The organism is uncultured Modestobacter sp. (genome assembly GCF_947486615.1).
Classification (GTDB): Bacteria; Actinomycetota; Actinomycetes; order Mycobacteriales; family Geodermatophilaceae; genus Modestobacter.
Genome location: NZ_CANKUD010000005.1, coordinates 166,443 through 192,005 on the forward strand (window position 1 = coordinate 166,443; position 25,563 = coordinate 192,005).

Annotated in this window: 24 protein-coding genes, 2 tRNA genes, 1 other RNA gene and 1 pseudogene; 12 read left to right on the forward strand and 16 right to left on the reverse strand. The window is 75.6% G+C overall.

Features of this window, described 5'->3' with window-relative positions:
- Window positions 1-67 precede the first annotated feature (67 nt).
- Window positions 68-988, forward strand: coding sequence for a glycosyltransferase family 9 protein (locus tag Q1A09_RS11805; protein WP_299955081.1), 921 nt, complete (start codon window positions 68-70; stop codon window positions 986-988).
- A 61-nt stretch (window positions 989-1,049) separates the two neighbouring features.
- Here the strand turns inward: Q1A09_RS11805 and Q1A09_RS11810 are convergent, their stop codons facing one another.
- The 6 genes from Q1A09_RS11810 to Q1A09_RS11835 all read right to left on the reverse strand — a co-directional run bounded on the left by Q1A09_RS11810 (window position 1,050) and on the right by Q1A09_RS11835 (window position 8,164).
- On the reverse strand, window positions 1,050-2,723 hold the full coding sequence (locus Q1A09_RS11810; protein ID WP_299955084.1) for a VWA domain-containing protein: 1,674 nt from the start codon (window positions 2,721-2,723) through the stop codon (window positions 1,050-1,052).
- A gap of 333 nt (window positions 2,724-3,056) precedes the next feature.
- Window positions 3,057-4,388 (reverse strand): ABC transporter substrate-binding protein, encoded by a 1,332-nt coding sequence (locus Q1A09_RS11815; RefSeq protein ID WP_299955087.1) that lies wholly within the window; start codon window positions 4,386-4,388, stop codon window positions 3,057-3,059.
- A 113-nt stretch (window positions 4,389-4,501) separates the two neighbouring features.
- Window positions 4,502-5,665: a branched-chain amino acid ABC transporter permease gene (locus Q1A09_RS11820; protein ID WP_299955090.1), complete on the reverse strand. Its 1,164-nt coding sequence runs from the start codon at window positions 5,663-5,665 to the stop codon at window positions 4,502-4,504.
- A 2-nt stretch (window positions 5,666-5,667) separates the two neighbouring features.
- Window positions 5,668-6,552, reverse strand: a complete 885-nt coding sequence (locus Q1A09_RS11825) for a branched-chain amino acid ABC transporter permease (protein WP_299955091.1) — start codon at window positions 6,550-6,552, stop codon at window positions 5,668-5,670.
- A gap of 45 nt (window positions 6,553-6,597) precedes the next feature.
- A complete protein-coding gene (locus Q1A09_RS11830) occupies window positions 6,598-7,368 on the reverse strand; it encodes an ABC transporter ATP-binding protein (protein ID WP_299955093.1) in 771 nt (256 codons plus the stop codon).
- Entirely contained in the window at window positions 7,361-8,164 is an 804-nt protein-coding gene (locus Q1A09_RS11835) for an ABC transporter ATP-binding protein (protein ID WP_299955096.1), read from the reverse strand. Before Q1A09_RS11835 ends, Q1A09_RS11830 begins: the two co-directional genes overlap by 8 nt.
- 271 nt (window positions 8,165-8,435) lie before the next feature.
- Here Q1A09_RS11835 and Q1A09_RS11840 point away from each other — a divergent pair, with 271 nt between their 5' ends.
- Window positions 8,436-9,653, forward strand: a complete 1,218-nt coding sequence (locus Q1A09_RS11840; RefSeq protein ID WP_299955099.1) for a CdaR family transcriptional regulator — start codon at window positions 8,436-8,438, stop codon at window positions 9,651-9,653.
- Between the two features lie 99 nt (window positions 9,654-9,752).
- Here the strand turns inward: Q1A09_RS11840 and Q1A09_RS11845 are convergent, their stop codons facing one another.
- Both Q1A09_RS11845 and Q1A09_RS11850 read right to left on the reverse strand, forming a co-directional pair.
- Window positions 9,753-9,986 carry a DUF2630 family protein gene (locus Q1A09_RS11845; protein WP_299955103.1) on the reverse strand — a complete coding sequence of 78 codons (234 nt, stop codon included), beginning with the start codon at window positions 9,984-9,986 and terminating at the stop codon, window positions 9,753-9,755.
- 81 nt (window positions 9,987-10,067) lie between these two features.
- The gene (locus tag Q1A09_RS11850; protein ID WP_299955106.1) at window positions 10,068-11,012 is read right to left on the reverse strand and encodes a prephenate dehydrogenase/arogenate dehydrogenase family protein; all 945 of its coding nucleotides are present in this window, start codon (window positions 11,010-11,012) and stop codon (window positions 10,068-10,070) included.
- A 12-nt stretch (window positions 11,013-11,024) separates the two neighbouring features.
- Between Q1A09_RS11850 and Q1A09_RS11855 the strand changes: the two genes are divergently transcribed.
- The 4 genes from Q1A09_RS11855 (at window position 11,025) to Q1A09_RS11870 (ending at window position 12,823) form a co-directional block, all read left to right on the forward strand.
- Entirely contained in the window at window positions 11,025-11,549 is a 525-nt protein-coding gene (locus tag Q1A09_RS11855) for a tRNA adenosine deaminase-associated protein (RefSeq protein ID WP_299955108.1), read from the forward strand.
- Window positions 11,546-12,184, forward strand: a complete 639-nt coding sequence (locus Q1A09_RS11860; RefSeq protein ID WP_299955111.1) for an HAD-IA family hydrolase — start codon at window positions 11,546-11,548, stop codon at window positions 12,182-12,184. Before Q1A09_RS11855 ends, Q1A09_RS11860 begins: the two co-directional genes overlap by 4 nt.
- A 100-nt stretch (window positions 12,185-12,284) precedes the next feature.
- Window positions 12,285-12,725, forward strand: coding sequence for a nucleoside deaminase (locus Q1A09_RS11865; RefSeq protein WP_366139778.1), 441 nt, complete (start codon window positions 12,285-12,287; stop codon window positions 12,723-12,725).
- A gap of 10 nt (window positions 12,726-12,735) precedes the next feature.
- A tRNA-Ser gene (locus tag Q1A09_RS11870) sits at window positions 12,736-12,823 on the forward strand.
- Between the two features lie 107 nt (window positions 12,824-12,930).
- On the opposite strand, the gene Q1A09_RS11875 is transcribed toward Q1A09_RS11870, so the two are convergent.
- On the reverse strand, window positions 12,931-14,793 hold the full coding sequence (locus tag Q1A09_RS11875; protein ID WP_299955117.1) for a serine/threonine-protein kinase: 1,863 nt from the start codon (window positions 14,791-14,793) through the stop codon (window positions 12,931-12,933).
- Between the two features lie 22 nt (window positions 14,794-14,815).
- Window positions 14,816-15,163: a hypothetical protein gene (locus Q1A09_RS11880; protein ID WP_299955120.1), complete on the reverse strand. Its 348-nt coding sequence runs from the start codon at window positions 15,161-15,163 to the stop codon at window positions 14,816-14,818.
- Window positions 15,164-15,301: 138 nt separating this feature from the next.
- Between Q1A09_RS11880 and Q1A09_RS11885 the strand changes: the two genes are divergently transcribed.
- Window positions 15,302-15,386, forward strand: a tRNA-Ser gene (locus tag Q1A09_RS11885).
- A 66-nt stretch (window positions 15,387-15,452) separates the two neighbouring features.
- Here Q1A09_RS11885 and Q1A09_RS11890 read toward each other — a convergent pair.
- Window positions 15,453-16,277 (reverse strand): annotated as a pseudogene (locus Q1A09_RS11890) (EamA family transporter); the annotation flags it as partial.
- Between the two features lie 60 nt (window positions 16,278-16,337).
- Between Q1A09_RS11890 and ffs the strand changes: the two are divergent.
- Together ffs and Q1A09_RS11900 are read left to right on the forward strand one after the other, a co-directional pair.
- Window positions 16,338-16,433, forward strand: an RNA gene (gene ffs, locus Q1A09_RS11895) — signal recognition particle sRNA small type.
- A gap of 73 nt (window positions 16,434-16,506) precedes the next feature.
- A complete protein-coding gene (locus Q1A09_RS11900; RefSeq protein WP_299955123.1) occupies window positions 16,507-17,175 on the forward strand; it encodes a YceI family protein in 669 nt (222 codons plus the stop codon).
- Window positions 17,176-17,182: 7 nt separating this feature from the next.
- Here the strand turns inward: Q1A09_RS11900 and Q1A09_RS11905 are convergent, their stop codons facing one another.
- Both Q1A09_RS11905 and Q1A09_RS11910 read right to left on the reverse strand, forming a co-directional pair.
- Window positions 17,183-18,058, reverse strand: a complete 876-nt coding sequence (locus tag Q1A09_RS11905; RefSeq protein WP_299955126.1) for a hypothetical protein — start codon at window positions 18,056-18,058, stop codon at window positions 17,183-17,185.
- Entirely contained in the window at window positions 18,055-18,576 is a 522-nt protein-coding gene (locus tag Q1A09_RS11910) for a SigE family RNA polymerase sigma factor (RefSeq protein WP_299955129.1), read from the reverse strand. Before Q1A09_RS11910 ends, Q1A09_RS11905 begins: the two co-directional genes overlap by 4 nt.
- A 170-nt stretch (window positions 18,577-18,746) precedes the next feature.
- On the opposite strand from Q1A09_RS11910, the gene Q1A09_RS11915 reads away from it, so the two are divergent.
- Window positions 18,747-21,167 (forward strand): DNA polymerase III subunit gamma and tau, encoded by a 2,421-nt coding sequence (locus Q1A09_RS11915; protein ID WP_299955132.1) that lies wholly within the window; start codon window positions 18,747-18,749, stop codon window positions 21,165-21,167.
- A 45-nt stretch (window positions 21,168-21,212) separates the two neighbouring features.
- Here Q1A09_RS11915 and Q1A09_RS11920 read toward each other — a convergent pair whose 3' ends face one another.
- Genes Q1A09_RS11920 through Q1A09_RS11930 form a run of 3 tightly spaced genes read right to left on the reverse strand, consistent with a single transcriptional unit; the run spans window position 21,213 to window position 24,168 of the window.
- Entirely contained in the window at window positions 21,213-22,394 is a 1,182-nt protein-coding gene (locus Q1A09_RS11920; RefSeq protein ID WP_299955135.1) for a cation:proton antiporter, read from the reverse strand.
- Window positions 22,394-22,876, reverse strand: a complete 483-nt coding sequence (locus tag Q1A09_RS11925; protein ID WP_299955137.1) for a cation:proton antiporter regulatory subunit — start codon at window positions 22,874-22,876, stop codon at window positions 22,394-22,396. Before Q1A09_RS11925 ends, Q1A09_RS11920 begins: the two co-directional genes overlap by 1 nt.
- A 56-nt stretch (window positions 22,877-22,932) precedes the next feature.
- Window positions 22,933-24,168 (reverse strand): MFS transporter, encoded by a 1,236-nt coding sequence (locus Q1A09_RS11930; RefSeq protein ID WP_299955140.1) that lies wholly within the window; start codon window positions 24,166-24,168, stop codon window positions 22,933-22,935.
- 77 nt (window positions 24,169-24,245) lie between these two features.
- On the opposite strand from Q1A09_RS11930, the gene Q1A09_RS11935 reads away from it, so the two are divergent.
- Complete coding sequence (locus tag Q1A09_RS11935; protein ID WP_299955143.1) at window positions 24,246-24,587, forward strand: YbaB/EbfC family nucleoid-associated protein; 342 nt, start codon at window positions 24,246-24,248, stop codon at window positions 24,585-24,587.
- 43 nt (window positions 24,588-24,630) lie between these two features.
- Window positions 24,631-25,230: a recombination mediator RecR gene (gene recR, locus Q1A09_RS11940; RefSeq protein ID WP_299955146.1), complete on the forward strand. Its 600-nt coding sequence runs from the start codon at window positions 24,631-24,633 to the stop codon at window positions 25,228-25,230.
- The last annotated feature ends 333 nt before the right edge of the window (window positions 25,231-25,563 follow it).

The window sequence follows — 25,563 nt, forward strand, 5'->3', positions numbered from 1 at the left end:
CCGCCTCCCCGCCCCCTCCTCCGGCCATGTTGGCCAACATGGCCGGGATCCGGAGGACGGGCGGCCGGTGGCGGTGGTGCTGCGACCGCTGGGGCTCGGCGACCTGCTGACCGGGGTGCCGGCGATCCGCGGCATCCGGGCCGCCCTGCCCGACCACCGGCTGGTGCTGGCCACCACCCGCGCGCTGGCGCCACTGGCCGGGCTGGTCGACGCGGTCGACGAGGTGCTGCCCGCCGGCGAGCTGCAGCCGCTGGACTGGCCGGCGCCGCCGCCCGAGCTCGCGGTCGACCTGCACGGCAAGGGCCCGGCCTCGCACGTCGTCGTCGCCGACCTGCACCCGCGGCGGCTGCTCACCTTCGACAGCCGCGGCTACCCGGGCCCGACCTGGTACGCCGACGAGCACGAGGTGCGCCGCTGGTGCCGGCTGGTCACCGAGGGCCTCGGCGTGGCCTGCGACCCGGACGCGCTCGACCTCGCCGTCCCGGACGTCGAGCCACCGGTGCGCGACGTCGCGGTCGTGCACCCGGGCGCCGCCTTCCCCGGCCGCCGCTGGCCGGCCGAGCGCTTCGCCGCGGTCGCCCGGCACCTGGCCGAGGCGGGGGAGCGGGTGGTGGTCACCGGCGGCCCGGCGGAGCAGGAGCTCGCACAGCGGGTCGCCGAGCTGGCGGGGCTCTCCGACGACGCCGTGCTGGCCGGCCGGACGACGTCGCTGGAGCTGGCCGCCGTGGTCGCCGCCGCCCGGGTCGTGGTCTGCGGTGACACGGGGGTGGCGCACCTGGCGACCGCCTACCGCCGGCCGTCGGTGGTGCTGTTCGGCCCGGTGTCCCCCGCGCTGTGGGGCCCGCCGCCCCGACCGCAGCACGTCGTGCTCTGGCACGGCGACGGCACCGGCGACCCGCACGGCACCGAGCTGGACCCCGCGCTGGCCCGGGTCACCGTCGACGAGGTCACCATCGCCCTCGACACCCTCCTCGCGGCCCGGGGCTGACGGCCCCGTTCAGGGGCCCGCGCTGAGCTTGCGAAGCGTGGGGGGAACCGGGGGTCCTTCCTCAGCTGCGGCGGCGGATGGCGTCGAACAGCACGCCCTGCAGGTCCTCCGGGTCCAGTGCCTGGTAGGCGGCGCCGCCGGTCGCCTCGCCGATCTGCTCCAGCGCCCCGAGGTCGGCGTCCGGGCCCAGCGCGATGCCGATGACCTTGACCGGCCGGGCGGGGTCCGCCTCGGCGCGCAGCGTGCTCAGCAACTGCTCGAGCTGGACGCCGGCCTCGTCGTCGTCGTTGTCGCCGTCGGTGATCAGCACGACGCTGTTGACCGCGTTCGGGTCGTAGGCCTCCCGGGCGGCGCGGACGGCGGCCAGCGTCGTGTCGTAGAGCCCGGTGCCGCCGGGTGAGAGCAGGCTCGGCAGGGTGTCGAACTGCTGGTCGATGAGCTCCCGGTGGGTCTGCCCGCCGGCGTCGGCACCGAAGGTGCGCAGCGGTGCCAGCTCGACCCAGTCGCGGTCGCCGTCCAGCTGGTAGGCGAACGCCCAGACACCGCCGGAGTAGGAGTCGGGCAGCAGGGTGAGCGCGCTCTTGGTCGCGTCGCGGGCCAGCGTGGCCCGGGTGCCGTTCCCGGCCGGGGCGTTCATCGAGGTCGAGACGTCGATGACGGTGAGCAGCCGGGAGGGCGTGGCCAGGCTGGACAGCCGGCCGAGCAGGGCCTGCAGCGCCGCCGGGTCCAGCTGCAGCTGCTCCGGCGCGGCCTCCTGTACACCCGTCCCGGCGCCGGCGCCCTCGGGCGCGGTGCCCTCCTGGTCGCGGAAGCCGGCTGCGCGGGCCTCCGCGGCGGCCGAGTCGGCGGTCAGCGCGCTGACGACGGCGTCGACGGCGGCGGTGTCCTCGGGGGCCCCGACGCGGATGACCGGGTAGTCGAGCGCGGGGGAGCCGTCGCTGGGGTAGACCGCGACGAGTGAGTCCGAGCCCGCCGCCTGGTTGGTGGTGAGCACCTCCTGCTCGCTGACCGGCACCAGCGGGGCGTCGGCCCCGCCGTCGGTGCCGGCCGCGAGGGCGTCGGCCACGGTCGGGACGTCGCCGCGGCCGGCGGCCAGCACGGCCTGGACGACCGCGTTGTCGGCATCCTCGTCGCCACCCAGCGACTGGCGGACGGCGGCGAGCACCGACAGGCCCTCGGCGCTGGCGGCGAGGTCGGGGACGGCCAGCGGTCGGCCGGTGCCCAGTGCCTCGCCCCAGGTCGGCGGCGTCGTGGTCCAGCCGAGCTCGTCGGCGGCGGCCCGGCTGGTGGCCAGCACCAGCGGGGAGGTGGCCAGGGACCCGGCGGCCTCGAGCTCGGTGCTCCCGGCGCGGGCGGTCCACAACGAGGAGTCCGGCACCCAGACCTGCGGCAGCGCGGCGGCGTCCAGCGAGCCGAGGGCGGCCAGGGTCTGCAGCGGCTCGGTGGCGGTGACCTCGGCGACGGCGCAGGAGGAGCCGCCCAGCGGCAGCGGGTCGGCCAGCAGCTGCCCGGCCAGCTCGCCCAGCTCGGGGGCGACGGTGACCCGCACGGTCTCGCGGTCCGCGCACTCGGCGGCCTCGGCGGTGGAGCCGTCCCGGCCGGAGACCCACCAGACCAGCGCGGCGACGACCGCCGCGACCAGCAGGGCGGACAGGCCGGCGAGCAGGGCCGGCCGGCGGCCCGGCGTCCGCGTCCGGGCCCGTGCGTGGGCGCGAGTGTGGGCGTGGCGCCCCATCTGGGTTCTCCGTCGTCTCGTGGCACCGAGCTGGTCCCCGCTCACGCGGGCCGCGCACGGGCAGCGGTCGGACGGTCACTCTACCCAGGCAACAGCCCCCGTCGAGCCCTCGTGTGGCGAGATCGACGGCCCTCTGGACCCCCTCCCGAGCGTCCTCGCAGCGGACCCGTCCGGGCCCGCTGCGCGCTGAGCGGCGGACCGCACGACCACGCGGTGCGGACCGACCGTCGGGGTCGTGCCCGGGCCCGGACGTGCGGGCGGGCCGCCGGCCTCCGCGTAGAGACCGACGGCCCGTCCGACCCTCGTGCCGGGTGGGGCAGGAGGGGTCCTTCCTCAGTCGACGACCGACTCCTCGTCCGGGATGCCGTTCTCGGGGACCTCGGCCGGCTCGCCGTCGTAGGCCTCGATCTCGGCGTCCCCGATGTCGGTCAGCTGGACCGGCGCGACCTCCTCGGTCGTGGTGCCGGTGACCCGGCTGATCGACATGCCGGCGGTGCCCATGTGGCTGTCCTCGGAGTAGCGGAACGGTGCGAGCACCGGGCCCTCCCACTCCGAGCCGGCGGTCTCGATGGCCTCGACCAGGCCGTCGCGGGTCGGGTTCTGCCCGGCCGCCTGGAGGGCCTGCACCGTGGTGTAGGCCTGGGACATGCCGTAGATCCGGTAGTTGGTCAGCTCGCCCTCACCGCCGCACTCGTCCCAGATGCGCTGGAACTCCTGCACCCACGGGTTGTCCGGCTCGTCGACCGTCGGCAGGTAGTCGGTGGTCAGCGCGCCGTCGAGCAGGCTGGCGTCGCTCACCTGGCCCTCGGAGAAGTTGTTCAGCAGGTTGCCGACCAGCGTCGGGTCCGAGCCCACGTTGGAGTAGAACCACTGCGGGTCGTAGCCCAGCTGGAGCGCGGTCAGCTGGGAGAGCGCGGTGTAGCTGGGCACGTTGAAGCCGACGACGAAGTCGGCCCCGGCGGCCTGCAGCGCGGCGATCTGCGGGCCGACGTTGGTGTTGCCCGGGGTGTAGCGCTCGGCGGCCACGATCTGGTCGTCGATGTACTCCCGGATGCCGGCCTCGCCGTCCTCGCCGAAGTCGTCGTCCTGCAGGAAGAGCCCGACCTGCGCGTCCGGGAAGTTCTCGGCGATGTAGTCGCCGATGATCTTGCCCTCGCTCGTGTAGTCGGTCTGCCAGCCGAACGTGTACGGGTTGGTCTCCGGGTCGTCGCCCCACAGCAGCGAGCCGGAGGAGACGAACAGGTCGGGCACGCCCTCGCTGTTCAGGAAGTCCAGGACGGCGCTGTGCGTCGGGGTGCCGAGCCCGCCGACGATGGCGAAGACCTCGTCCTCGAGCACCAGCTGCTGGACCACCTGGCTGGTGTTGGTGGGGTTGTAGGCGTCGTCCCGGTAGATGTACTCGATCTCCCGGCCGTTCACCCCGCCCTGCTCGTTGAGGCAGTCGAAGTACGCCTGCGCGCCGGTCGGGATCTCGCTGTAGCCGGGGGCGGCCACACCGGTGAGCGGGAAGTGGGCACCGAGCTTGATCGAGGTCTCGGTGATGCCGATGTCGGAGGCCTCGTTGGACCCGCTGTCACCGCTGCTGGTGCCACCGCCGCCGTCGTCGCCGCCCCCGCCGCAGGCGGCGAGGGTGGAGGCGGCGGTGGCTGCGGCGAGGACGGTCATGAGGCGTCGGGAGGATCTGGACAACGGTTCTCCTCTGGTGCGGCCCGGGCTGCGTTGCCCGGGAGTCGGTGGTGGGGCGGGGGGCCGCGAGCGGCGGGCGTGCCGGGTCGTCCTCACCCCCTGCTCGAGCGGGCAGCCGAGCGCGTGGCCTGGCGGGTCAGCCAGCGCATCCGGATGCTGCCGACGAACCCGGCGGGGGCGAAGATCATCGCGACGATCAGCACCACGCCGTAGACGAAGGGCGCCAGCTGGGCTGCCTCGGTGTTGTCCAGGCCCCAGCCGGAGCCGAGGTCGGTGACGAACGGCGGCAGGAACACCAGCAGCGCCGAGCCGAGCAGGGCGCCGAGCAGGCTGCCCAGCCCGCCGATGACGATCGCGGTGAGCAGCGACAGCGACAGGACCAGGGTGAACCCGCTGGGCGCGGCCAGCCGGACGACGAGGGCCAGCACCCCGCCGGCGAGCCCGGCGGCGGCCGCGCTGACCGTGAAGGCGAGCACCCGCCAGGCGCCGAGGTTGATCCCGGCCAGCTCGGCGGCGACCTCCTGGTCGCGCACCGCCCGCCAGGTGCGGCCGATCCGGCTGCGGACCAGGTTGGCCAGCAGGAAGTAGGTGATCAGCAGACAGATGGCACCGAGGTAGGCCAGCCACTTGGTGTTGCTGGCCGAGTTGCCCGACACCGCGCTGATGAAGGAGTCGAACGCCTCCGGCGCCCGGGGCGCGCGGACCCGCAGCCCCTGCTCGCCACCGAGCCAGTCGTGGAAGTAGATGGCGAGGCCGGGCAGCCCGACCGCCAGGGCGAGCGTGGCGCCGGCCAGGTAGGGGCCGTGCAACCGCGCGGCGGCGACGCCGACCAGCGCGCCGACCGCGGTGGCCACGAGGATCGCGGCGAGCAGGATCAGCGGGAGCGGCAGCGGCTCCTCGGCGGAGAGGAACAGCGCAGTGGTGTAGGCGCCGACGGCCATGAGCGCGCCGTGGCCCAGGGAGATCTGGCCGTTCATCCCGGTCAGCACGGTGAGCCCGCCGGCGGCGATGGCGTAGTAGCTCAGCGTCGCGAGCTGGGAGTTGGTGAACGGGTCGGTGCTCTCCAGGATGACGACGGTCGCCACCGCCCCGAGCGCGAGCAGCAGCAGGTGCCGCAGCAGCGTCGAGCTGGGCAGCAGGGTGCGGCGTCGGGTGGCGGTGGGCTCGTCGGCCCCGGCGGTCGCCTCGGTGGGCGCGTCCGAGGACGCCTTGCCGGCAGCCGGCGTGTCGGTCGCGGTGCTCCGCAGGTCGCTCATCGTCATGCCCTCCGGGCCGTGCTGCTGGCGAACAGGCCACCGGGGCGGACCAGCAGGACCACCATCAGGATGACCAGGGCGGAGACGTTGACCAGGGCGCTGCCGCGCGGGACGTAGCCGCTGACGTAGCTGAGCGCCAGGCCCAGGATCAGCCCGCCGACGACGGCGCCGATCGGGGAGTCGAGCCCGCCGAGCACCGCGGCGACGAAACCGAAGACGATCAGGCTGTCCATGTAGGCGGGGTAGATGAACTCGCCGCCGGCGATGAGCAGCCCGGCCAGCGAGCCGACCACCGCGGCCAGGCCCCAGCCGAGGGTGAGCATCCGGCCGACCCGCACGCCGAGCAGCCGGGCGACCTCCTGGCCGAACGCCGATGCCCGCATCGCCAGCCCGACCCGGGTGAACCGGAAGAGCGCCACCAGCAGGCCCATCGTGATGAGCACGGCGACGATCACGTAGAGGCTGGTCGGGGTGAAGGCGATCCGGTTGTCCCCGACCTGGAACCCCTGCAGGCCGAACGGGGTGGGGAACGACTGGAACGAGGAGCCGAAGACGATCGCGATGCCGGCCTGGATGGCGACGAAGAGGCCGAGGGTCACGATCACCGCGTTGAGCTCCGGCCCGCCCTCGACCCGCCGGACGACGACCCGCTCGATCACCGCGCCGAGGACGAAGCCGGAGACCAGGGCGACGACCAGCGCCGCCCAGTACGACCAGCCGGACTGGATCAGCGCCAGGGCGATGAACGCGGTGGCCGCGGCCATCGACCCCTGGGCGAAGTTGACGATCCGGGTGGACCGCCAGATCAGCACCAGGGCGAGGGCGAAGGCCGCGTAGACCATGCCCTCGGTCAACCCGGTGAGGGTGACGTTCACGAACTGCTGCACGACGGGGACGCCTTCCTGGCTGTACGGGGTTCTCGGGAGGGCGGGTCAGAAGCCCAGGTAGGCGTGGCGGAGGTCCTCGTCGCCCATCAGCGTGCGCGCGGAGTCGGTCACCACCACGCGTCCCAGGTTGAGGACGACGCCGACGTCGGCGACCGACAGCGCGCTGCGGGCGTTCTGCTCGACCAGCAGGACCGAGAGGCCCTCGGTGTCGACCAGGTGCCGCAGCAGGCCGAAGATCTGCGCCACGATCCGGGGCGCGAGCCCCAGCGACGGCTCGTCCAGCAGCAGGATCCGGGGCTTGGCGATCAGCGCCCGGCCGATGACGAGCATCTGCCGTTCGCCGCCGGAGAGCACGTGCGCCGGCTGGTCGCGGCGCTCGGCGATCCGCGGGAACAGGTCGTAGATGCGGTCGTACTCGTCCCGGCCGACCTTGCCGCGGAACAGCGACCCGACCCGCAGGTTCTCGTCCACCGTGAGCTCGGCGATGACGCCGCGGCCCTCGGGCACGTGCGCCATGCCCTTGCCGACCATCGCCTCGACCGGGGCGGTGGTGATGTCCTCCCCGCCGAGGGTCACCCGGCCGGCCGAGCAGCGGACCAGGCCGCTGACGGTGCGCAGCAGGGTCGTCTTGCCGGCCCCGTTGGCCCCCAGGACGGCGGTGATCCGGCCGGCCTCGGCGCTCAGCGACACCCCGTCCAGCGCCCGGACCGGGCCGTAGGAGCTGGTCAGCCCCTCGATCTCCAGCAGTGCCGGGGAGGTGGCGGTGCTGCCGGGGGCGGTGACGGCGGTGCTGCCGGAGGTGCGGGCGTCAGTCACGGTGGCGTCCTCCCTCGCCGGCCGCCGAGAGCTCGGCGGCGTCGGCCTCGGCGTCGACGTCGTCCCCGAGGTAGGCCTCGGTGACCGCGGGGTCGGCCTGCACCTCGGCCGGGGTGCCGGCGGAGATCTGCCGACCGGAGTCCAGGACGGTGATGTGGTCGCAGACGCGCATGACCAGGTCCATGTGGTGCTCGACCAGCAGCACGCTCATCCGGCCGGAGAGGGCGCGGATCAGCTCGCCGAGCTCGTGCATCTCGTCCTCGGCGAGGCCGCTGGCGGGCTCGTCGAGCAGCAGCAGGTCGGGGTCGGCGACCAGGGCGCGGGCCAGCGCGACCCGCTTCTGCACCGGGTAGGGCAGGCCGCCGGGGTAGCGGTCGGCGTACCGGGAGGCGCCCAGGTCGGCCAGCGCGGCGGCCGCCCGGGACCGCAGCTCACGCTCGTCCTTGTCCGACCGCGGCAGGGCGAGCAGTGCGGAGGCGAAGCCGGCCCGGGCGTGCCGGTGGGCGCCGACCATGACGTTCTCCAGCACGGTCATCCCGGCGAACAGCCCGACGCCCTGCAGGGTGCGCGAGATCCCGAGCCCGGCGAGCTGGTGCGGGCGCAGCCGGCGCACCGCGCTGCCCCGCCAGGTCATCTCCCCGGCCGAGGGCCGGACGAGGCCGCAGGCGACGTTGAACAGCGTGGTCTTGCCCGCGCCGTTCGGGCCGATCAGCCCGTGCACCTGGCCGGGTTCGACGACGAGCGAGACGTCGGACAGGGCGGTCACGCCACCGAAGGAGACCGAGATCCCGGTCATCTCGAGCCGGGCGGCCGGGTCCGGGCTCCGGTCCCGGCCTGGGTGGCGGTCGGTCGCGGTACTGCCTGCGCTCGGGGTCGGCTGCGCCAACGGGCCCACGGCTCCTTTGCCTCGGGTGTCCCCGCCCGCCGGGCATGCCGCGGCTGACGAGCGTCGGGTGTTCCGACACCCCGAGCGTGGAGTGCCGTGAGAGCCGTCACAATGGGCGGCCAGCACAGTGATCGCTCCGATCGCTTGTGCGTTGTGCCGTGTGTCACAGAGAGGTGGCGGCGTGCAACCGTTCCGACCCGAGGTCGCCGCGCGGCTGGCCGAGCTCGCCCCGCCGTTGCTGGAGCAACTGGACGAGATGACGTCCCGGATGGTCAGCATCCTCGAGCGCACCGAGGGTGCGTACACCGAGCAGGGGCCCGTGGTGCGGGCCGAGCTCTTCGAGTCCGGCCGGGCCAACCTCGAGCGGGCCGTGCGCACCCTGATGGGCGACGCCGACGACGGCGGTCGCGCCGCGCTCGCCGCGGCCCGGGACGTCGGCCGCCGCCGGGCGATCCAGGGGGTGCCGCTGGAGACCGTGCTGCGCGCCTACCGGCTGGGCGGGCAGGTCACCTGGGAGGCGCTGCGGGCCGCGGCCCGGGCGTCCGAGGCGCCGGGGGACAGCGACGTCCTGCTCGAGGTGGCCGGGTCGGTCTGGCACGTCAACGACGTGCAGTGCGCCGCGCTGGCCGAGGCGTACCGGGCCGAGGAACGGCGGCTGGCCGGCATCGACGACCAGGCCCGTCAGCAGGTGCTCGACGGCCTGCTCGGGGGCCGCGGCGGTGACCCGGTGTTCGTCCGGACGGCGTCGGAGCTGCTCGCGCTGCCGCTGGACGGCCGGCTGGTCTGCGCGGTCGCACCCCCGGACGACGCCGGCAGCCCCACCCTGGCCGATCCGGCGGCGCGGTTGCTCAAGCGCGGGGTGCGGTCGGTGTGGGGGTGGCGGTCCGCGGCCCAGGTCGGGGTGGTGGCGCTGGGCTCGCGGCGCCTGGAGGACGTGCTCAGCTGGCTCGGTGAGCTCGCCGAGGGTCCGGTCGGGGTGTCGGCGGTGGTGGAGGGCGCGGCGTCGGTGGGCTCCGCCTGGCGGCTGGCCGACACCGCGGCCCGCACCCTGCCGGCCGGTGCGGCGCGGGTGGTCTCCATCGACGACCGGCTCCCCGAGGCGCTGCTGAGCAGCTCGCCGGAGATCACCCGGCGCCTGGTCGACCAGTGCCTGGGCCGGTTGCTGGACCTGCCCGGTGACGAGCGCGACGTGCTGCTGGACACCCTGACGGCGTTCCTCGCCGCGGACGGCTCACCGACCCGGGCAGCCGACCAGCTGTACTGCCACCGCAACACCGTCATGCACCGGCTGCGGCGGATCGAGCAGGTCACCGGCCGGTCGGTGACCGACCCCCGGGTGCGCCTGCTGTGGCAGCTGGCGCTGCTGGCCGCCGAGCACGGGCCGGCCACCCGCCCCTGACGCCCACCAGTGGCCATGTTCGCCAACATGGCCGCTGGGTCGCGACGTGCCGGCTCGATGGACGGCCATGTTGGCGAACATGGCCGGTCCACCGGGCCGCTACTGGAGGTAGCTCTCCACCTGGGGCTCCGGGCGGGGCTGCGCCTCGTCGGGGTCCTCGCCGTACTGCCGCTTGGCGTCCCGCTGGCGGAGCAGGTCCCACAGCTGGTCCCGGTCCTCCTCGATCTGCTTGAGCCGGGCGCGCTGCTCGTCGGTGTGCTCACTGGCGTTGCGGAGCGCGTGCTCCTCCTCGACCAGTGCCTCGATCTTGCCGCGGATCTCGGTGTCGTCCATCGTCTCCCTCTCCTCGTGCCCGGTGTTCCTCGTCAGCTGGTGATCACCTTGCCCGCTCCGCCGGCCGCCCACGCCTGCGGGTCACGCCCGATCGGGCACCCAGCCCTCGACGAAGGCGGCCAGCCGCCGGGTGACGGCTCCGCCGGCGTGGCCCAGCGCCAGCAGCGCCGTCCGGTCCAGCGGCACCCGCACCGGGCGCCGTCCGGGGGTCTCGGTGCGGACGGCGTGCCCTGCGGCGACCAGCTCGGGCACCGGGCGGTCCAGCTGGGCGCGCACCCGGTCCAGCGCCGCGGCGGCCGGCCCGGCGTTGCCCTGCACGAGCGCGGTGACGAACGCCGGGTCGCTGGCGATCACCCGGGTGCCGTCCCGGTAGCTGCCGGCGGCCAGCGAGAGGGCCAGTGGGCCGGCCTCCCCGGCGGTGGCCGCCAACGCTGCGGCCAGCAGGTGCGGGACGGCGCTGATCGCGGCGACCGCGTCGTCGTGTTCGACGGCGGTCACCGGGACGACCTCCGCGCCCACGGCCAGTGCGATCTCGGCGACCCGCAGCCAGCGGCGGAGGTCGGTGCCCGGCTCCAGGCACAGCGCCCAGCGCGCGCCGCGGAACAGCTCCGGGTCGACGGCGTCCGGGCCGGACCGTTCCGTCCCACACATCGGGTGGCCGCCGACGAACCGGTCACCGAGCGTCGCGCCCAGCTCGGCCAGCACCGGGGCCTTGACCGAGCCGACGTCGGTGACGGTGGCCCCGGGGTCGATCCGCAGCCCGTCCAGCGCGGTGCCCAGCACCGGCAGCGGGACGGCGAGCACGACGACGCCGGTGAGCTCCCGGGTGACGAACACCCCGTGCTGCTCGGCGACGGCGCGGGCGGCCGGGTCGACGTCCCAGCCGGACACCGCCCGTCCGGCGGCGGCCAGCGCGGCGGCCAGCGAGCCCCCGAGCTGGCCCAGTCCGACCACCGAGACCGGGGGTGCGGGCATCGTCGGCACCGGGAAGGCCGGCGCGCGGTCGTCGGGAGGGGCGTCGGCCATGATCTACAGGCTATGGCCCTCCCCCCGGACCCCGGCGCCGCGCTGCGGCAGAGCTTCGCCGTCCGCGTCGGCCGCGCCGGCGGGCGGTGGCAGGTCGACCTGCTGGCCGCCGACGCCGACGACGAGCTCCCGGTGCTCGAACGCGCCCTCGGCGAGCCCGGCCCGGCGGAGTGGCCCGGCCCGTTCGTCCTCGTCGTGGACAGCCGGCTGTACTTCGTGGTGCTGCGGCACGGCCCCGGCGGGATGGTCCGGGCGCTGATCTCCGACGCCTCGTTCCAGGAGTGGCTGCTCGCCGCCGAGGTGGTCGAGCGCTACGGCATCGAGGTGCAGACCGGGACGACGATCGACGACGCCTTCGACGACGACGAGCAGGGCTGGCCCGGTGGTGACCTGGACGTCTTCGCCGACGCCGGGCTGCCCGCCGACGAGCTGGGCCGGCTGCTGGACGCCGACGACCTGTGGGCCGACGAGATGGTGCTGCGGATCGCCGAGCGGCTCGGCTTCGCCGCCGAGCTGACCGCGGTGGCCGCGCCGTGACCGTGCAGGCCGTCGTCTTCGACCTGGGCGGCGTGCTCACCGAGAGCCCGATGACCGCCTTCGCCGCCTACGAGTCGGAGGCTGCGCTGCCCGACGGGCTGATCCGCCGGCTCAACAGCACCGACCCGGACACCAACGCCTGGGCCCGGTACGAGCGCCGGGAGCTGGACGAGGCCGGGTTTCGGGCCGCCTTCGAGGCCGAGGCCGCCGCCGCCGGCTTCACCGTGGACGCCGGTCGGGTGCTCGCCGCGCTGGCCGGCGAGCTGCGCCCGGCGATGGTGGCCGCGGTCGCCCGGCTGCGGGACGCCGGGGTGCCGCTGGCGCTGCTGTCCAACAACGTGGCGCCGATGCCGCGGACCGGGCGGCTGGGGGAGCTGCTGGCGCAGTTCGACGCCGTCGTCGAGTCCTCGGTCGAGGGCATCCGCAAGCCCGAGCCGGCGATCTACCCGCTGGCCGTGCAGCGGCTGGCCGCGGCGGTGGGCCGGGTCATCGAGCCGGCCGACTGCGCCTACCTGGACGACCTGGGCATCAACCTGAAGCCGGCCCGCGCGCTGGGCATGCACACGGTCAAGGTGGTCGACCCGGACGCCGCGCTCGCCGAGCTGTCCGCGCTGACCGGGATCGAGCTGCGGTGACGGCTCCTCAGGACGCCGGTGCGCTGCGTGCGCCGGCGACGCAGCGCACCAGCGTCCCGGACGTGCACCGGTGACCGGCCCGGTGGACGTCGACGGCGCGATGTTGCGGGCCCTGGAGCTGGCCGCCGCAGCGCAGGAGTGGGGTGACACCCCGATCGGCGCCGTCGTCCTCGGCCCGGACGGCGCGGTGCTGGCCGAGGCGGCCAACGAGCGGGAGAAGCGGGGTGACCCGACCGCGCACGCCGAGGTGCTGGCCCTGCGGGCCGCGGCGGCCGAGCACGGTGACGGCTGGCGGCTGACCGGCGCGACGCTGGTGGTCACCCTGGAGCCGTGCACGATGTGCGCCGGGGCCAGCGTGCTGTCCCGGGTGGCGCGGGTGGTCTACGGCGCCGACGACCCGAAGGCCGGTGCGGCCGGGTCGCTGTGGGACGTCGTCCGGGACCGGCGGCTCAACCACCGGCCCGAGGTCGTCGCCGGGGTGCGGGCCGAGGAGTCCGGCGCGCTGCTACGCGCCTTCTTCCGTGCGAAGCGGGGCCTGTAGTCTCTCCGGCGGTGGCGTGTCCGAGCGGCCGAAGGAGCACGCCTCGAAAGCGTGTGAGGTGCAAGCCTCCGTGGGTTCAAATCCCACCGCCACCGCCAGCCGAGGAGGCGGCGCCCCGTGCGGGGCGCCGCCTCCTCGCGTTCCGCCCCGGTGACGTCGTCCCTCGCGCCGTGTCGCTGGGCGGCCCGCAGTAGCGGGTGCTCGATCAGACGGGCAGGTCGTAGTCGACCAGCAGCCGGCCGTCGTCGCCGCGGACCAGGGTGATCTCGTGCTGCTCGGGGATCACGCTGCCGTCGCGCTCGGTGTACGTCACCGGCATCGAGGCGACCAGTGACCCGTCCTGGGCCTGCACCTCCCCGCGGCTGACGCTGCTGAACCGGTTCCAGAAGGCGAGGTAGTCGGCCCGGCTGCCGATCTTCGCCCGCAGTCGTGGCCCGGTGAGCTCCCAGGCGGTCGACGCGTTGCCGGGCAGCAGCGCGTAGTAGCTCGCGATCGTCTGCTCGACCTCGGCAGCCGAGCCCGGCGCCGGGCCGGCCGGGGTCGACGGTGCCGGCAGGGGTGTCGGGGTCGGCGTCGGGGTCGGGGTGGGCGTGGGCGTCGGGGTGGGCGTGGACGGCGTCGTCTCCTCGGTCGTCGGCGCCGTCGTCTCCGGCGGGGGGGTCTCCTGCTCCGTCGGTGACGGCGAGCTGGACGACGGCGTCCGGGGCGCGCTGCTGTCCGCGGCCGACGGGGTGCTGCCGTCGTCGCCCCGGGTGGTCAGCCAGACGCCGCCGACCGTGCCGAGCAGCGCGAGGACCAGCACGGCGGCGACCGCCAGCAGCCGGCCCCGCCGACGCCGCTCGCGAGCGGCTGCCGGGCGCGCCGACGTCGTGGGTGCGCTGCCCGCACCTGGGCGCGTCTCGCCCCCGGGCCCGGCGACGCCCCCGGGCCCGGCCGCAGCCCCGGTCGCGGCCGCGGCACCGACGGCGGGCACCGCGCCGTCCCGTCCCGTGCGCCCGGCCGCGGGGCCGGCGCCCGGCCCGGCGACGTCCCCGTCGTCCGGCGTGGCCGTTCCGTCGCCGTCCGGCCCGGCCGTGCCCCCGTCGCCCGGCGCGGCCGGTGGCCGGGCCCCGGTCGAGGGCGCCGGCAGCTCCGTGACGGTGCCCGGCCCGCCGGCCGGGGCCCCGGGACGGAGGTCGGCGAGGGTCGGCGCCAGCGGGGTGCGGGCGGTCAGCACCTCGGTGACGTCCCGGTCCTTGCCGGCGGCCAGCTTCGCCAGCTGGTCCCGCACCTGCGCCATCGTCGGGCGCTTGGTCGGGTCGTTGTGCAGCATCCGCATCAGCGGCCGGCTGAGCGGGCCGGCGTTGCGCGGCCGGGCCACGTCCCCGCCGGCGACCCGGTGCAGCATCTCCAGCGGGTTCTCCGTCATCCCGAACGGCGGGGTGCCCTCCAGGCAGGCGTAGACCGTCGCCCCGAGGGAGAAGACGTCACTGGCCTCGTCCGGCTCCCGGCCGCGGGCGACCTCGGGAGCCAGGTAGGCAGGCGTGCCCTTGACCACGCCGGTCTGGGTCAGCGAGACGTCGCCGCGGGCCCGGGAGATGCCGAAGTCGGTGATCTTCACCAGGCCGTCGCTGCGTGGCCCCTCGCCGATCAGGATGTTGCCCGGCTTCACGTCCCGGTGGACGACGCCGGCGGCGTGCACCGCGACGAGCGCGTCGGCCACCTGCGCGCCGATCTGCGCGACCTGCCCGACCGGCAGCCGGCCCCGCTCGGCCAGCACCGTCGCCAGGCTGCGCGAGGGCAAGTACTCCATGACCAGCCACGGCGTCCCGCCGTCGTCGACCATGTCGTACACGGAGACCGCGTGCGGATGGGTGAGCCGGGCGGCGATCCGGCCCTCGCGCATCGCCGCCTCGCGGTGCCCGGCGGTCGCCTCGGGGTCGCTGCCCAGGGGCACGATCACCTGCTTGACGGCGACGTCGCGCCCCAGCAGCTCGTCCCGGGCCAGCCAGACGGCGCCCATCGCGCCGCCACCGAGTCGTGAGCGCAGCAGGTAGCGCCCGGCGACCCGGGAACCAGGTGAGGTCACCGCGCGTCCGGCCGGTCGTGGATCAGGCGGAGACCGGGGCCCCGTAGCGGCGTGCGTACTCCGCCTGGGCCCCCTCGGGCAGCGCGTCGTACAGCTCGCCGAGCTCGGCGACGGACGACTCGGGCAGCTCGTCGAACAGCTGCTGCCAGCTCGGCGGGTCCTGGTGACCGCGGGTCAGCAGCAGCTCCCACGCGCGGCTCTGCCGGTCGCGCTGGGCCCGGTCGGCGACCATGCCGGACAGGTAGGCGTCCTTGGCCGCGTCCTTCTCGGCCCGGGTCGCGTCGGCCGGGAGGTTGCTGGGATCGGTCTGCTGCAGGGCGGTGACGATCGCGGCCACCACCTCCGGGCGCACCTGCTCGGTCTCGCTCATGTCCGTCCTCCGGTCCAGGGGTCGCGGCGGGCGCCGTCCCGGGTGATCACTCAACCACCCCGGCGGCTCGCGGGCCGCTCGGGAGGGAGGGGAGCAGCGCAGCGCCTCCAGGGTGCCCGGTACAGTGGCACCGCACTTGGAGGATTCGCCTAGTGGCCTATGGCGCTCGCTTGGAAAGCGGGTTGGGTGCAAGCCCTCGGGAGTTCGAATCTCCCATCCTCCGCAGGTAGAGCGCCGTCACGGCGCCGAGCATGAGCAGGCCCCCGGCCAGTGCGGTCGGGGCCAGCCGCTCGCCGAGCAGCACGGTGGCCAACGCGGTCGCGGTGAGCGGCTCGAGCAGCGTCACGATCGAGGCCACCGCGGCGGGCACCGCCCGCACCCCGGTGAAGAACAGCCCGTAGGCCAGCGCGGTCGGCACCGCTCCCAGGTAGACCAGCAGGCCCAGGGCCACCGGGTCGCCGGTGAGGTCCAGCCCGGCCACCAGGGCGACCGGGGTCAGCAGCACCGCACCCACCGCGAAGCCCACGGTCGTCGTCGGCACGCCCGCGGGTGCTCCCGAGGAGAGCAGCACCACGCCCGCGTAGGCGACCGCGCACCCGACGGCGGCCAGCGCCCCGAGCAGCACGGCGTCGCCGTCGTCCCCGCCGGCGGAGACCCCGACCAGCAGGACCAGCCCGACCAGGGCGACCACCAGAGCGGTGCCGGTCGCCCGGTCCGGGCGACCGTGCCCGAGGGCGGCGGCGCCGACCGCCACCAGCAGCGGGGCGAGGCCCAGGGCCACCAGCGTTGCGATGCTCACCCCGGCGGTGGCGACGGCGGCGAAGTAGGCGCTCTGGTAGACGGCCAGGCCGACGCCCACGGCGGCCAGCCGGCTGCGCAGCGGGCGGGTCCAGACCGTGCGGGCGCCCGTGCGGCGGCGGGAGGACAGGTGCACAGCGACCAGCAGGACGGCGCCCACGGCCATCCGGTGCCAGGCGACGTCCAGCGGGTCGAGGTCCGTGCGGTCGGCGACCAGGTCGCCGGTGATGCCCGAGGTGCCCCAGCAGAGCGCGGCCAGCACGACCAGGGCGAAACCCCGGGCGGGGGTCATGCCCGCGGAGGTGTGCCCGGTCATGCGGCGGGAGCGTACGGGGGCGGCCTGGCGGTCCGGTCCGCGTCGTCCTCTACAGTGGCGGCAGACCCCTCGTACGGCGTCACCCTGTGAACCTCCCCAGGGCCGGAAGGCAGCAAGGATAAGCGGGCTCTGGCGGGTGTGCGGGGGGTCCTTTCTCGTTCACCTGATCCACATGCTGCTCCCAGGTTCGTGCGGTTGACTGCATGAACCTTCAAACAGGGGAGTGGCCATGCCCAGTCGTCGTACCTGGTGGATCACCGGCGGGGCCGTGGCGGTGGTCGCCGCAGCGGCCATCGGCGGGCCCCTGGCCTACGCGGCGCTGCAGGAGGACGCGGCACCCGCGCCCACCGTGCAGGTCCAGCCCGAGGACGCCGAGCTCACGCTGGACACCGACGGCACCTGGACGATCGTCGACGGCTCCACCGCCGGCTACCGGGTCGACGAGGTGCTCAACGGCGCCGACGTCACCGTCGCCGGCACCACCGACCAGGTGACCGGCACCGTCGTGGTCACCGGCGGCGACCTGGCCGACGCCGACGTGACCGTCGACGTCGCGTCGATCACCACCGACAGCGACCGGCGGGACGGCTACTTCCGGGACAACGTGATGGACGTCGCGGCGAACCCGACCGCGACCTTCTCCGTGACCGAGGTCGCCGACCTGCCCGAGCTCTCCGGCACCCCGGTGACCGTGCCGGTGACCGGCGAGCTGACCCTGGCCGGGATGAGCCAGCCGGTGCAGGCGGAGATGTCGGTGGTGCGCACCGCCGAGGGGATCGACGTCTCCGGCTCGGTGCCGGTGGCCTTCGCCGACTTCGGCATCGAGCCGCCGGACCTGGGCTTCGTGAGCGTCGAGGACCAGGGCTCGGTGGAGTTCCTGCTCCACCTGACCCTCTGAGCGGCGGTCACCACCGGGCGGCGGCGAGGTCCACCAGGGTCAGCAGCCCGCCGCCGCCGGCATCGACGGCCGCCCCGCTGCCCTCGGCTGCCGACAGCACCCAGTAGCCGGCCCCGGCACTGTCGGGTACCCGCAGCGTCCAGGTCGTGCCGGCCGCCTGGTCCGCATCGGGCGGGCACAGGATCAGCGGCGTCACGTCGACGGTGCTCGGCATCGCCCGGACGGTGCAGCCGTCGATCGCGACCTCCCGGTCGACCTCTGCCACCATCTCGTCCTCGGTCTGCCCCTCGGCCAGCCGCAGCCCGAACGTGAGGCTCTGGCCGGACCAGCGGCAGCCACCGGCGAGGTCGGTGACGGGCCCGGGGTCGGGAGCGGCGCCGATAGGGCCGGCGTCCGGGCAGGACCGGTCGGTGCCGGCCCGCAGCTCCAGCGGCGGGTCGCGGTCGGTGAGCGCTGTGACGATCACCTCGGTGCGGGCCAGCTGCGCTGCCTGCTCCGCTTCCTCCCGCGACGCGCCGGCTGCGGCTGCGCGTGCCTCCTCGGCTGCGGCCTGTGCGGCCCGGGCTGCCGCGTCGTCCTCCAAGGCGGCCTGCGCGTCCGCCTCGGCTTGCGTCTGCGAGCGCTCTCCGGTCGTCGGGGTCATGGTCGGCCGCGGTCCGGCGACGTCCCCGGGATCCGCGGAGAGCCTGTCCAGCGTGGTCGGGACGCCGACCACGATGGCGGCGATGACGACGGCCAGGGCGGTGACCCCGGCCCGGGTCCGGCGCTGCCGGCGGTGGCGGGTGCGGGCGCCGGCGACCTGGTCCAGCGGGTCGGCGTCGGGGGCCAGCTCCTCGGCCAGGCGGTGCAGCTGCGGACCGAGGGTGCGCTCCAGGTCGGTCACGGTCGCCTCCTCGTGGCGGTCGTCAGGTCGGTCTCGGGGGCGAGCAGGGTGCGCAGGACGGCCAGCCCGCGGGTCACCTGGTTGTTCACGGTGCTCGGTGAGCAGCCCATGAGCCGCGCGGTGTCGGCCTCGCTGAGGTCGTCGAAGTAGCGCAGGACGACGGCGGTGCGCACCCGCGGCGAGAGCTGCAGCAGGGCCCGCCGCACCTCGTCGCTGTCGGCGTGTGCGTCCTGGTGGTCACCACCGCCCCGGTCCGGCAGGGTCTCCACGGTCTGCTCGGTGCTCATCAGCCGGCGCCGCCAGCTCAGGTGGCTGTTGACCAGCACCCGGCGCACGTAGGCGACGGGCACGTCGGCGGCGCGGACCTTCGACCACGCGCCGTAGGCCTTGGCGAGCGCCGTCTGCGCGAGGTCCTCCCCGTGACCCCGGTCGCCGGTGAGCAGGCAGGCGGTACGCAGCAGCGCGGCGCCGTGCTCGACGACGAACGCGGTGAACTCGTCGTCCCGCTGGTCGGTCACGCACGCCTCCTGGTGGTGGGGTCTCACCTGGACAGACGCGCCGGACGGCCGCGCGGACCCCATGCCCGGTGGTATCGGTCCGGTAACGGTCGGAGTGGACCGGGCGCGGAGCCCACCGCGTGGGGCCGCGTCCTCGCCGGACCGTCGGTGCGGCCACGTAACCTCGCGGCGTGGCTCTGGCGCTCTACCGCAAGTACCGTCCGGCGACCTTCGCCGAGGTGGTCGGGCAGGAGCACGTCACCACCCCGTTGATGAACGCCGTGGACGGCGGCCGGATCAACCACGCCTACCTGTTCAGCGGGCCGCGCGGCTGCGGCAAGACGTCGTCAGCGCGGATCCTCGCCCGCTCGCTCAACTGCGAGCAGGGGCCGACTTCCACGCCGTGCGGGGTCTGCGGCTCGTGCATCGCGCTGGCGCCGGACGGCCCGGGCTCGATCGACGTGATGGAGATCGACGCGGCCAGCCACGGTGGTGTCGACGACGCCCGTGACCTGCGCGAGAAGGCGTTCTTCGCGCCGGTGCACAGCCGCTACAAGGTCTACATCGTCGACGAGGCGCACATGGTCACCACGCAGGGCTTCAACGCCCTGCTCAAGGTGGTCGAGGAGCCGCCGGAGTTCCTGGTCTTCGTCTTCGCCACCACCGAGCCGGAGAAGGTCCTCCCGACCATCCGCTCGCGCACCCACCACTACCCGTTCCGGCTGGTGCCGCCGAGCACCCTGCGCGGGCTGCTGGAGAAGACCTGCGCCGCCGAGGGCGTCACCGTCGAGCCCACCGTCTTCCCGCTGGTCGTGCGGGCCGGCGGCGGCTCGGTGCGCGACTCGCTGTCCATCCTCGACCAGCTGCTGGCCGGCGCCGGCCCCGAGGGCGTCACCTACCGCTCGGCGGTCGGCCTGCTCGGCGTCACCGACGAGGCGCTGCTGGACGAGGCGGTCGACGCACTCGCCGCCTCCGACGCCCCCGGCGTCTTCCAGGCCGTCGACCGGGTGGTGGAGGCCGGGCACGACCCGCGCCGGTTCGCCACCGACCTGCTCGACCGGCTGCGTGACCTGATCGTGCTGGACGCCGTCCCCGAGGCCGGCGCCAACGGCCTGCTGGACTGCCCGCCCGACCGGCTGGACCTGATGACCCGGCAGGCCCAGGCGCTGGGGGCGGCCACGCTGTCCCGGCTGGCCGACACGGTGCACGAGGGCCTGACCGAGATGCGCGGCACGACGGCGCCCCGGCTGCTGCTGGAGCTGGTCTGCGCCCGGATGCTGCTGCCCGGCGTCGACGGCTCGGCCGCGGGCACCCTGCAGCGCCTGGAGCGGCTCGAGCGGCGGATGTCGATCGCCGGTGAGCACGCCGGCCGCCCGGAGGCCGCCGCCGCGGCGCCCGCCCCGGTGCGCGAGACGGCCCGCCCGGCGCCCGTCCGGGCACCCGAGCCCGCCGCCGCTGCTCCCGCGCCGGCTGCCCCTGCGTCCGCTGCCCCTGCGTCCGCTGCCCCTGCCCCGGCTGCCCCCGCAGCGCGGCCGGCCGCTCCGGCGGGTGGTGACCGGCCGGCCTACGTGCGCCCGTCCCAGGCGCGTGCCGCGCAGTCGCCCGCCGCACCGGCCGCACCGGCCGGTCCCGGCACCGCGTCCTCCGGTGGAGACGACGGCTGGCCGGCGACCGCCCGGCCCGGCACGCCTCCGGCCCGGCCCGCGGCCGCGCCCGAGGGGGAGGACGGCTGGCCGGTGACCGCCCGTCCCGGCGCGATGGCCGCAGCCCCCGCCCCGGCACCCACCCTGTCCGCGGACGCGCCGGCGGGAGACGCCCCGTCCGGAGGTGCCCCCGCCGCGGGTGCCTCGTCGCCGGGTGAGCAGGGTCCCTCCGGGTCGGAGCCGGCCGGGGACGCGCGTCCCCGGCCGCAGGCGGCCGCCACCGAGCCCGACGTCCCGCTGCCCCCGGAGCCGACCGACGACGAGGACTGGCCCCAGTCCTCCCGGCCGGCCGCACCGGCCCGCACCGCGGCGCCGGCGCCGCGGTCGGCCGAGGAGTCGGCACCGGGGCTGCGGGCCGCCGCGGAGTCCGCCCCCGCCCCCCGCGGCGGAGAGCCCACGCCGCTGGTCTCGGCCACCCCGGCGGAGCCCGCCGGTGGCGACGGCGACCTGACCACCGCCGACGTCCGGCGGATCTGGCCCGAGCTGCTCGGCGTCGTGAAGCGGCACAAGCGCACCACCGAGGCGCTGCTGCACAGCGCCCAGGTGCACGAGCTGGCCGCCGGCACGCTGACCCTCACCACCACCTCACCGGCGCTGGCCCGCCGGCTCGGCGACGACCTGAACAAGGACGTGCTGCGTCAGGCCCTGCAGGAGCTGCTCGGCGTCCGCTGGAAGGTGCAGGTCACGGTGGACACGCCGGGGCAGGCCCCGGCCGGCCCCGCCGTCACGCCCGAGGCCGCCCGGGCGGCGGCGCAGGCGGCGGAGAGCGCCGAGGCCGACGAGCTGATGGCCGAGCGCGCCGCCGACGTCCCCGCCGACGGCGCCGAGGCGCCCCCGGCGCTCGACCCGGAGGCCGCCGCGCTGCAGCTGCTCCGCACCCAGCTCGGCGCTCGCCCGATCGACAGCTGACCGCGCCGGCCGGGTCAGGCCGGCGCACCAGATCAGTGCGTCGGGTCAGGCCGGCGTGCGCCGGGCCGGCCGGGCGGCGAGCCGGCGGGCCCACGGGTCGGCCAGCCGGGGCGCGAGCGGCCCGATGACCGCCAGGATCAGCACGTAGGCCGCGACCGTCGGGCCGAAGGCGGCCGGCACGCTGCCCAGCACCAGCCCGGCGATGATGATCGAGAACTCGCCGCGGGCGATCAGCGCCGCCCCGGCGCGCACCCGGCCGGGCGGGCCGACCCCGGCCCGGCGCCCGGCGATCCAGCCGGTGAGCAGCTTGGTGCCGATCCCCACGGCTGCCAGCGCCGCGGCCGGCAGCAGCGCCCCGGAGAGCTCGGTCGGGTCGGTGGAGAGGCCGAAGAAGACGAAGAAGACCGCGGCGAACAGGTCGCGCAGCGGGGAGAGCAGGTCCCCGATCCGCTCGGCGACCTCCCCGGAGAGCGCGATGCCGAGCAGGAAGGCCCCGACCGCGGCCGAGACGTGCACCGCCTCGGCGGCCCCGGCGACCAGCAGCGCCAGCCCGAGCACCCGTAGCAGCAGGATCTCGTTCGACCGCGCCCCGACGAAGCGGGTGACCGTGCTGCCGTGCCGGACGGCGACGACCAGCACCGCCGCGAGGGTGGCCAGTGCCACCGCCACCGACAGCACCGCGTCGCCGGTGCTGGTGGCCGCCACGATGCCGGTGAGCACCGGGAGGTAGGCGGCCATCGCCAGGTCCTCGATGACCAGGACGCCGAGCACCGCGGGGGTCTCCCGGTTGCCGAGCCGGCCCAGGTCGGTGAGCAGCTTGGAGATGATCCCGGACGAGCTGATCGCGGTGACGCCGAACAGGGCCAGCGCCGCCGTCGGCCCCCAGCCCAGCAGCAGCGCCAGCGCGGCGCCGGGCAGGCCGTTGAGCAGCAGGTCGACCACCCCGACCGGGGCCTGCCGGCGCAGGTTCTCCACCAGGTCGCCGGCGGTGTACTCCAGCCCGAGCACCAGCAGCAGCAGGACGACGCCCACCTCGGCACCGGTGGCGAAGAAGCCCTCCGGGGCCTCCAGCGGCAGCAGCCCGCCGTTGCCGAACGCCAGCCCGGCCAGCAGGTACAGCGGGATGGGGGACAGCCCGATCCGCCCGGCCAGCGAACCGAGCACCCCGAGCCCGAAGACGACGGCACCGAGCTCCAGGAGGAGGACCGCGGTGTGCCCGACGTCCATCAGTGTGCGTTCAGCAGGCGACCGACCGCCGCGACGCCGTCCGAGGTGCCGACCACGACCAGACGGTCCTCGACCTGGAACCGGAAGTCCGGGCTGGGGGAGGCGATCATCTCCTCGCCCCGCACCACCGCGACGACCGAGGCGCCGGTGCGGGTGCGGATCGCGGCCTCGCCGAGCGTCGCCCCGACATAGGGGGAGCCGGGCTCGATCGGCAGGCCCTCGGTGGCCAGCCCCTCGACCTGCTCGCGCAGCCGGGACAGCCGTTCGGTGATCCGCGGGGCGCCCAGCAGTTCGGCGACGACCTCGCTCTCCTCCGGGGTCAGCTCGATCGTGGCCGCGGTGGCGTCCGGGTCGCGCTCGTCGTAAAGGACGACGTGCCGGGCCCCGTTCCGCTGGGAGATCACCCCGACCCGCCGGCCCTGCGCGGTCACCAGGTCGTGCCGCAGGCCGATGCCGGGCAGCCGCGTCTCCTCGACGTCCATCGGTGTCCTCCCGTCGTGGTCCCTGGTCGGGCCGCGCCCATGATGCCGGTGCCGGATCAGCCGGACGCCACGCCCAGCCGCCGGAACCGGGTCAGGGCGGCGACCGAGAGCACCGGGCCGGCGGCGAGCAGCACCAGCGTCCAGCGCCAGGTCACCGCCTCGGCGAGGTAGGGCAGCGCGCTGATCGTCACCGTTGTCAGCAGGAAACCGGTGGCGGTCTGCACGGTGAGCGCGGTGCCCACCCAGCGGCGGTCGGAGACCTCGCTGAGCAGCGTGGAGAACATCGCCGAGTCGGCGATGACGGCGGCTCCCCACACGCAGACGAAGACGGCGAGCAGCCCGGTCGGCCACGACCAGGCCCACGGCGACAGCAGGCAGCAGACGCCGCTGGTGGCCACCGCGACGGTGGCGACCGGTGCCCGGCCCACCCGCCCGGCGGCCCAGCCGCCCAGCACGCAGCCGGCGGCGCCGCAGATCCCGAACGCGACCAGTGCCAGCAGGGCGATGCCGGCGGCGTCCAGTGCCGGGTCGTGCACCGCTCGGGAGGCGGTGAGCCAGGCCGAGGCCCAGGCCCACAGCGCGTAGAGCTCCCACATGTGGCCGAGGTAGGCCAGGTTCACCAGCCGCGGCCGGGCCGACCGGAAGCCGTCGAGGGCCTGCGCGGCCCGTGGTCGCGCGCCGACGGACAGGTGCGGGCCGGTGCGCAGGAGGGCGAGGGCGAGCAGCCCGGCCGCGGCGCCGCAGCCGGCGGCGGCGGCCAGCACGGTGCGCCAGGAGTCGCCGAGCACCCCGACCAGCAGCTGCGGCAGCAGCGACCCCAGGGTCAGCGCCCCGACGAGCACGCCCAGGGCCAGGCCCCGGCCGCGGGCGCCGAACCAGGAGGCCATCAGCTTCATGCCGATCGGGTAGACCAGCGCCAGCCCGGCTCCGGTGGCGAAGCGCAGCGGGACGGCGACCCCGGGCCCGTCGGCGAGGACGGCGACCGCGAGGGTGCACCCGGCCGCGGCTCCGGCGCCGGTGGCGAACAGCCGCTCCGGCCGCACCCGGTCGGCCAGCCCGGTCGTCGCCGAGACCAGCGCACCCACCACGAAGCCCAGCTGGACGGCGACGGTGAGGCCCACCGCACCCGCCGTGCCCAGCTCCCAGTCCCGGCGCAGCACCGGCAGGACGGCGGAGGCGGAGAACCAGACCGCCAGCGCCAGCACCTGGGTCAGCGCGATCAGCGCCAGCTGCGGCCCGGGGGAGCGGAGCGCCGGGGCGGGCGCCCCGACGGCGGGGCCGGCGTGCGGCATGGCGTCATCCTGCCCGCCCGCCGGGCCGGGGCCGCCGGTGCGGCGGTCTGTCGGTGCCAGCACCTACTCTCGGGAGCATGCCCGGACCCGGACGCCAGCCCGACATGCAGCAGCTGATGAAGCAGGCCCAGAAGATGCAGCAGCAACTCGCCGCTGCGCAGGAGGAGCTGGCCAACGCCGAGGTCACCGGCTCCGCCGGCGGCGAGCTGGTCACCGTCACGATGACCGGCAGCGGCGACGTCACCGCCGTCACCATCGCGCCGGCCGCCGTCGACCCCGACGACGTCGAGACCCTGCAGGACCTCGTCCTGGCCGCCGTCCGGGACGCCCAGCGGGCCGTCAACGAGCTCGCCTCCTCCACCATGGGCCCGCTCGCCGGTGGCCTCGGTGGCGGCGGCATGGGTCTGCCCGGCTTCTGACCCACCGGGGCGGCGCTCCGCCGCCCCACTCGTAAGGAGAACCGTGTACGAGGGCGCTGTCCAGGACCTCATCGACGAGCTCGGGCGACTGCCCGGCGTCGGTCCCAAGAGCGCGCAGCGCATCGCCTTCCACCTGCTGGCCGCCGAGTCGGCCGACGTGGGGCGGCTGGTGGCCGCCCTGCAGCGGGTGCAGGCCGAGGTCCGCTTCTGCGTCACCTGCTACAACGTCGCCGAGGGTGAGCAGTGCCGGATCTGCCGTGACCCGCGGCGCACCCTCGACGTCATCTGCGTCGTCGAGGAGCCCAAGGACGTCGTGGCGATCGAGCGCACCCGCGAGTTCAAGGGCCGCTACCACGTGCTCGGTGGCGCGATCAGCCCGATCGAGGGCATCGGCCCCGACGACCTGCGGGTCAAGGAGCTGATGACCCGGCTGATGGACGGCCAGGTCACCGAGCTGATCATCGCCACCGATCCGAACCTGGAGGGCGAGGCGACCGCCGCCTACCTGGCCCGGCTGGTCGGCCCGCTGGGTCTGGCGGTCTCCCGCCTGGCCAGCGGCCTGCCGGTGGGCGGCGACCTCGAGTACGCCGACGAGGTCACCCTCGGCCGCGCCTTCGAGGGCCGCCGCCGCATCGACGCCTGAAGAACGGCCCCGCTGCCCCCACCACCCGCCAGCTCGCAGCGGGGCCCTGCAGCGGGGCCGTCCGGCACGTCACCGGGCTCGGCGCGGGCCCCTGCACGGGGCCGGTGCAAGGGGGCGATGCCAGCACGTCACCGGGCAGATGTGGCCATCTCCGCCCGCAGCTGCGGTGACCGCCCGCGAGATCTGCGATCTCGGGCCGATGACGCCCTGGAGAGCCCGAGATCGCAGATCTCGCCGGTGTCCGTGGTTGAGCGTTCCATCACAGTGGCGGTCCGGAAGTGGCAGCTGACCCGGGGGCACGGCACTCTGGACGGGTGGTCGAGCCGGGTTCGT

What these genes read in the sequence shown, in the direction of transcription:
- Q1A09_RS11815 (WP_299955087.1), bottom strand. Translation starts at nt 4,388, where the DNA reads ATGACCGTCCTCGCCGCAGCCACCGCCGCCTCCACCCTCGCCGCCTGC.
- Q1A09_RS11865 (WP_366139778.1), top strand. Translation starts at nt 12,285, where the DNA reads ATGTTGCGGGCCCTGGAGCTGGCCGCCGCAGCGCAGGAGTGGGGTGAC.
- Q1A09_RS11810 (WP_299955084.1), bottom strand. Translation starts at nt 2,723, where the DNA reads ATGGGGCGCCACGCCCACACTCGCGCCCACGCACGGGCCCGGACGCGG.
- Q1A09_RS11920 (WP_299955135.1), bottom strand. Translation starts at nt 22,394, where the DNA reads ATGGACGTCGGGCACACCGCGGTCCTCCTCCTGGAGCTCGGTGCCGTC.
- Q1A09_RS11930 (WP_299955140.1), bottom strand. Translation starts at nt 24,168, where the DNA reads ATGCCGCACGCCGGCCCCGCCGTCGGGGCGCCCGCCCCGGCGCTCCGC.
- Q1A09_RS11900 (WP_299955123.1), top strand. Translation starts at nt 16,507, where the DNA reads ATGCCCAGTCGTCGTACCTGGTGGATCACCGGCGGGGCCGTGGCGGTG.
- Q1A09_RS11845 (WP_299955103.1), bottom strand. Translation starts at nt 9,986, where the DNA reads ATGGACGACACCGAGATCCGCGGCAAGATCGAGGCACTGGTCGAGGAG.
- Q1A09_RS11850 (WP_299955106.1), bottom strand. Translation starts at nt 11,012, where the DNA reads ATGGCCGACGCCCCTCCCGACGACCGCGCGCCGGCCTTCCCGGTGCCG.
- Q1A09_RS11935 (WP_299955143.1), top strand. Translation starts at nt 24,246, where the DNA reads ATGCCCGGACCCGGACGCCAGCCCGACATGCAGCAGCTGATGAAGCAG.
- Q1A09_RS11835 (WP_299955096.1), bottom strand. Translation starts at nt 8,164, where the DNA reads ATGACCGGGATCTCGGTCTCCTTCGGTGGCGTGACCGCCCTGTCCGAC.
- Q1A09_RS11925 (WP_299955137.1), bottom strand. Translation starts at nt 22,876, where the DNA reads ATGGACGTCGAGGAGACGCGGCTGCCCGGCATCGGCCTGCGGCACGAC.
- Q1A09_RS11820 (WP_299955090.1), bottom strand. Translation starts at nt 5,665, where the DNA reads ATGAGCGACCTGCGGAGCACCGCGACCGACACGCCGGCTGCCGGCAAG.
- Q1A09_RS11855 (WP_299955108.1), top strand. Translation starts at nt 11,025, where the DNA reads ATGGCCCTCCCCCCGGACCCCGGCGCCGCGCTGCGGCAGAGCTTCGCC.
- Q1A09_RS11880 (WP_299955120.1), bottom strand. Translation starts at nt 15,163, where the DNA reads ATGAGCGAGACCGAGCAGGTGCGCCCGGAGGTGGTGGCCGCGATCGTC.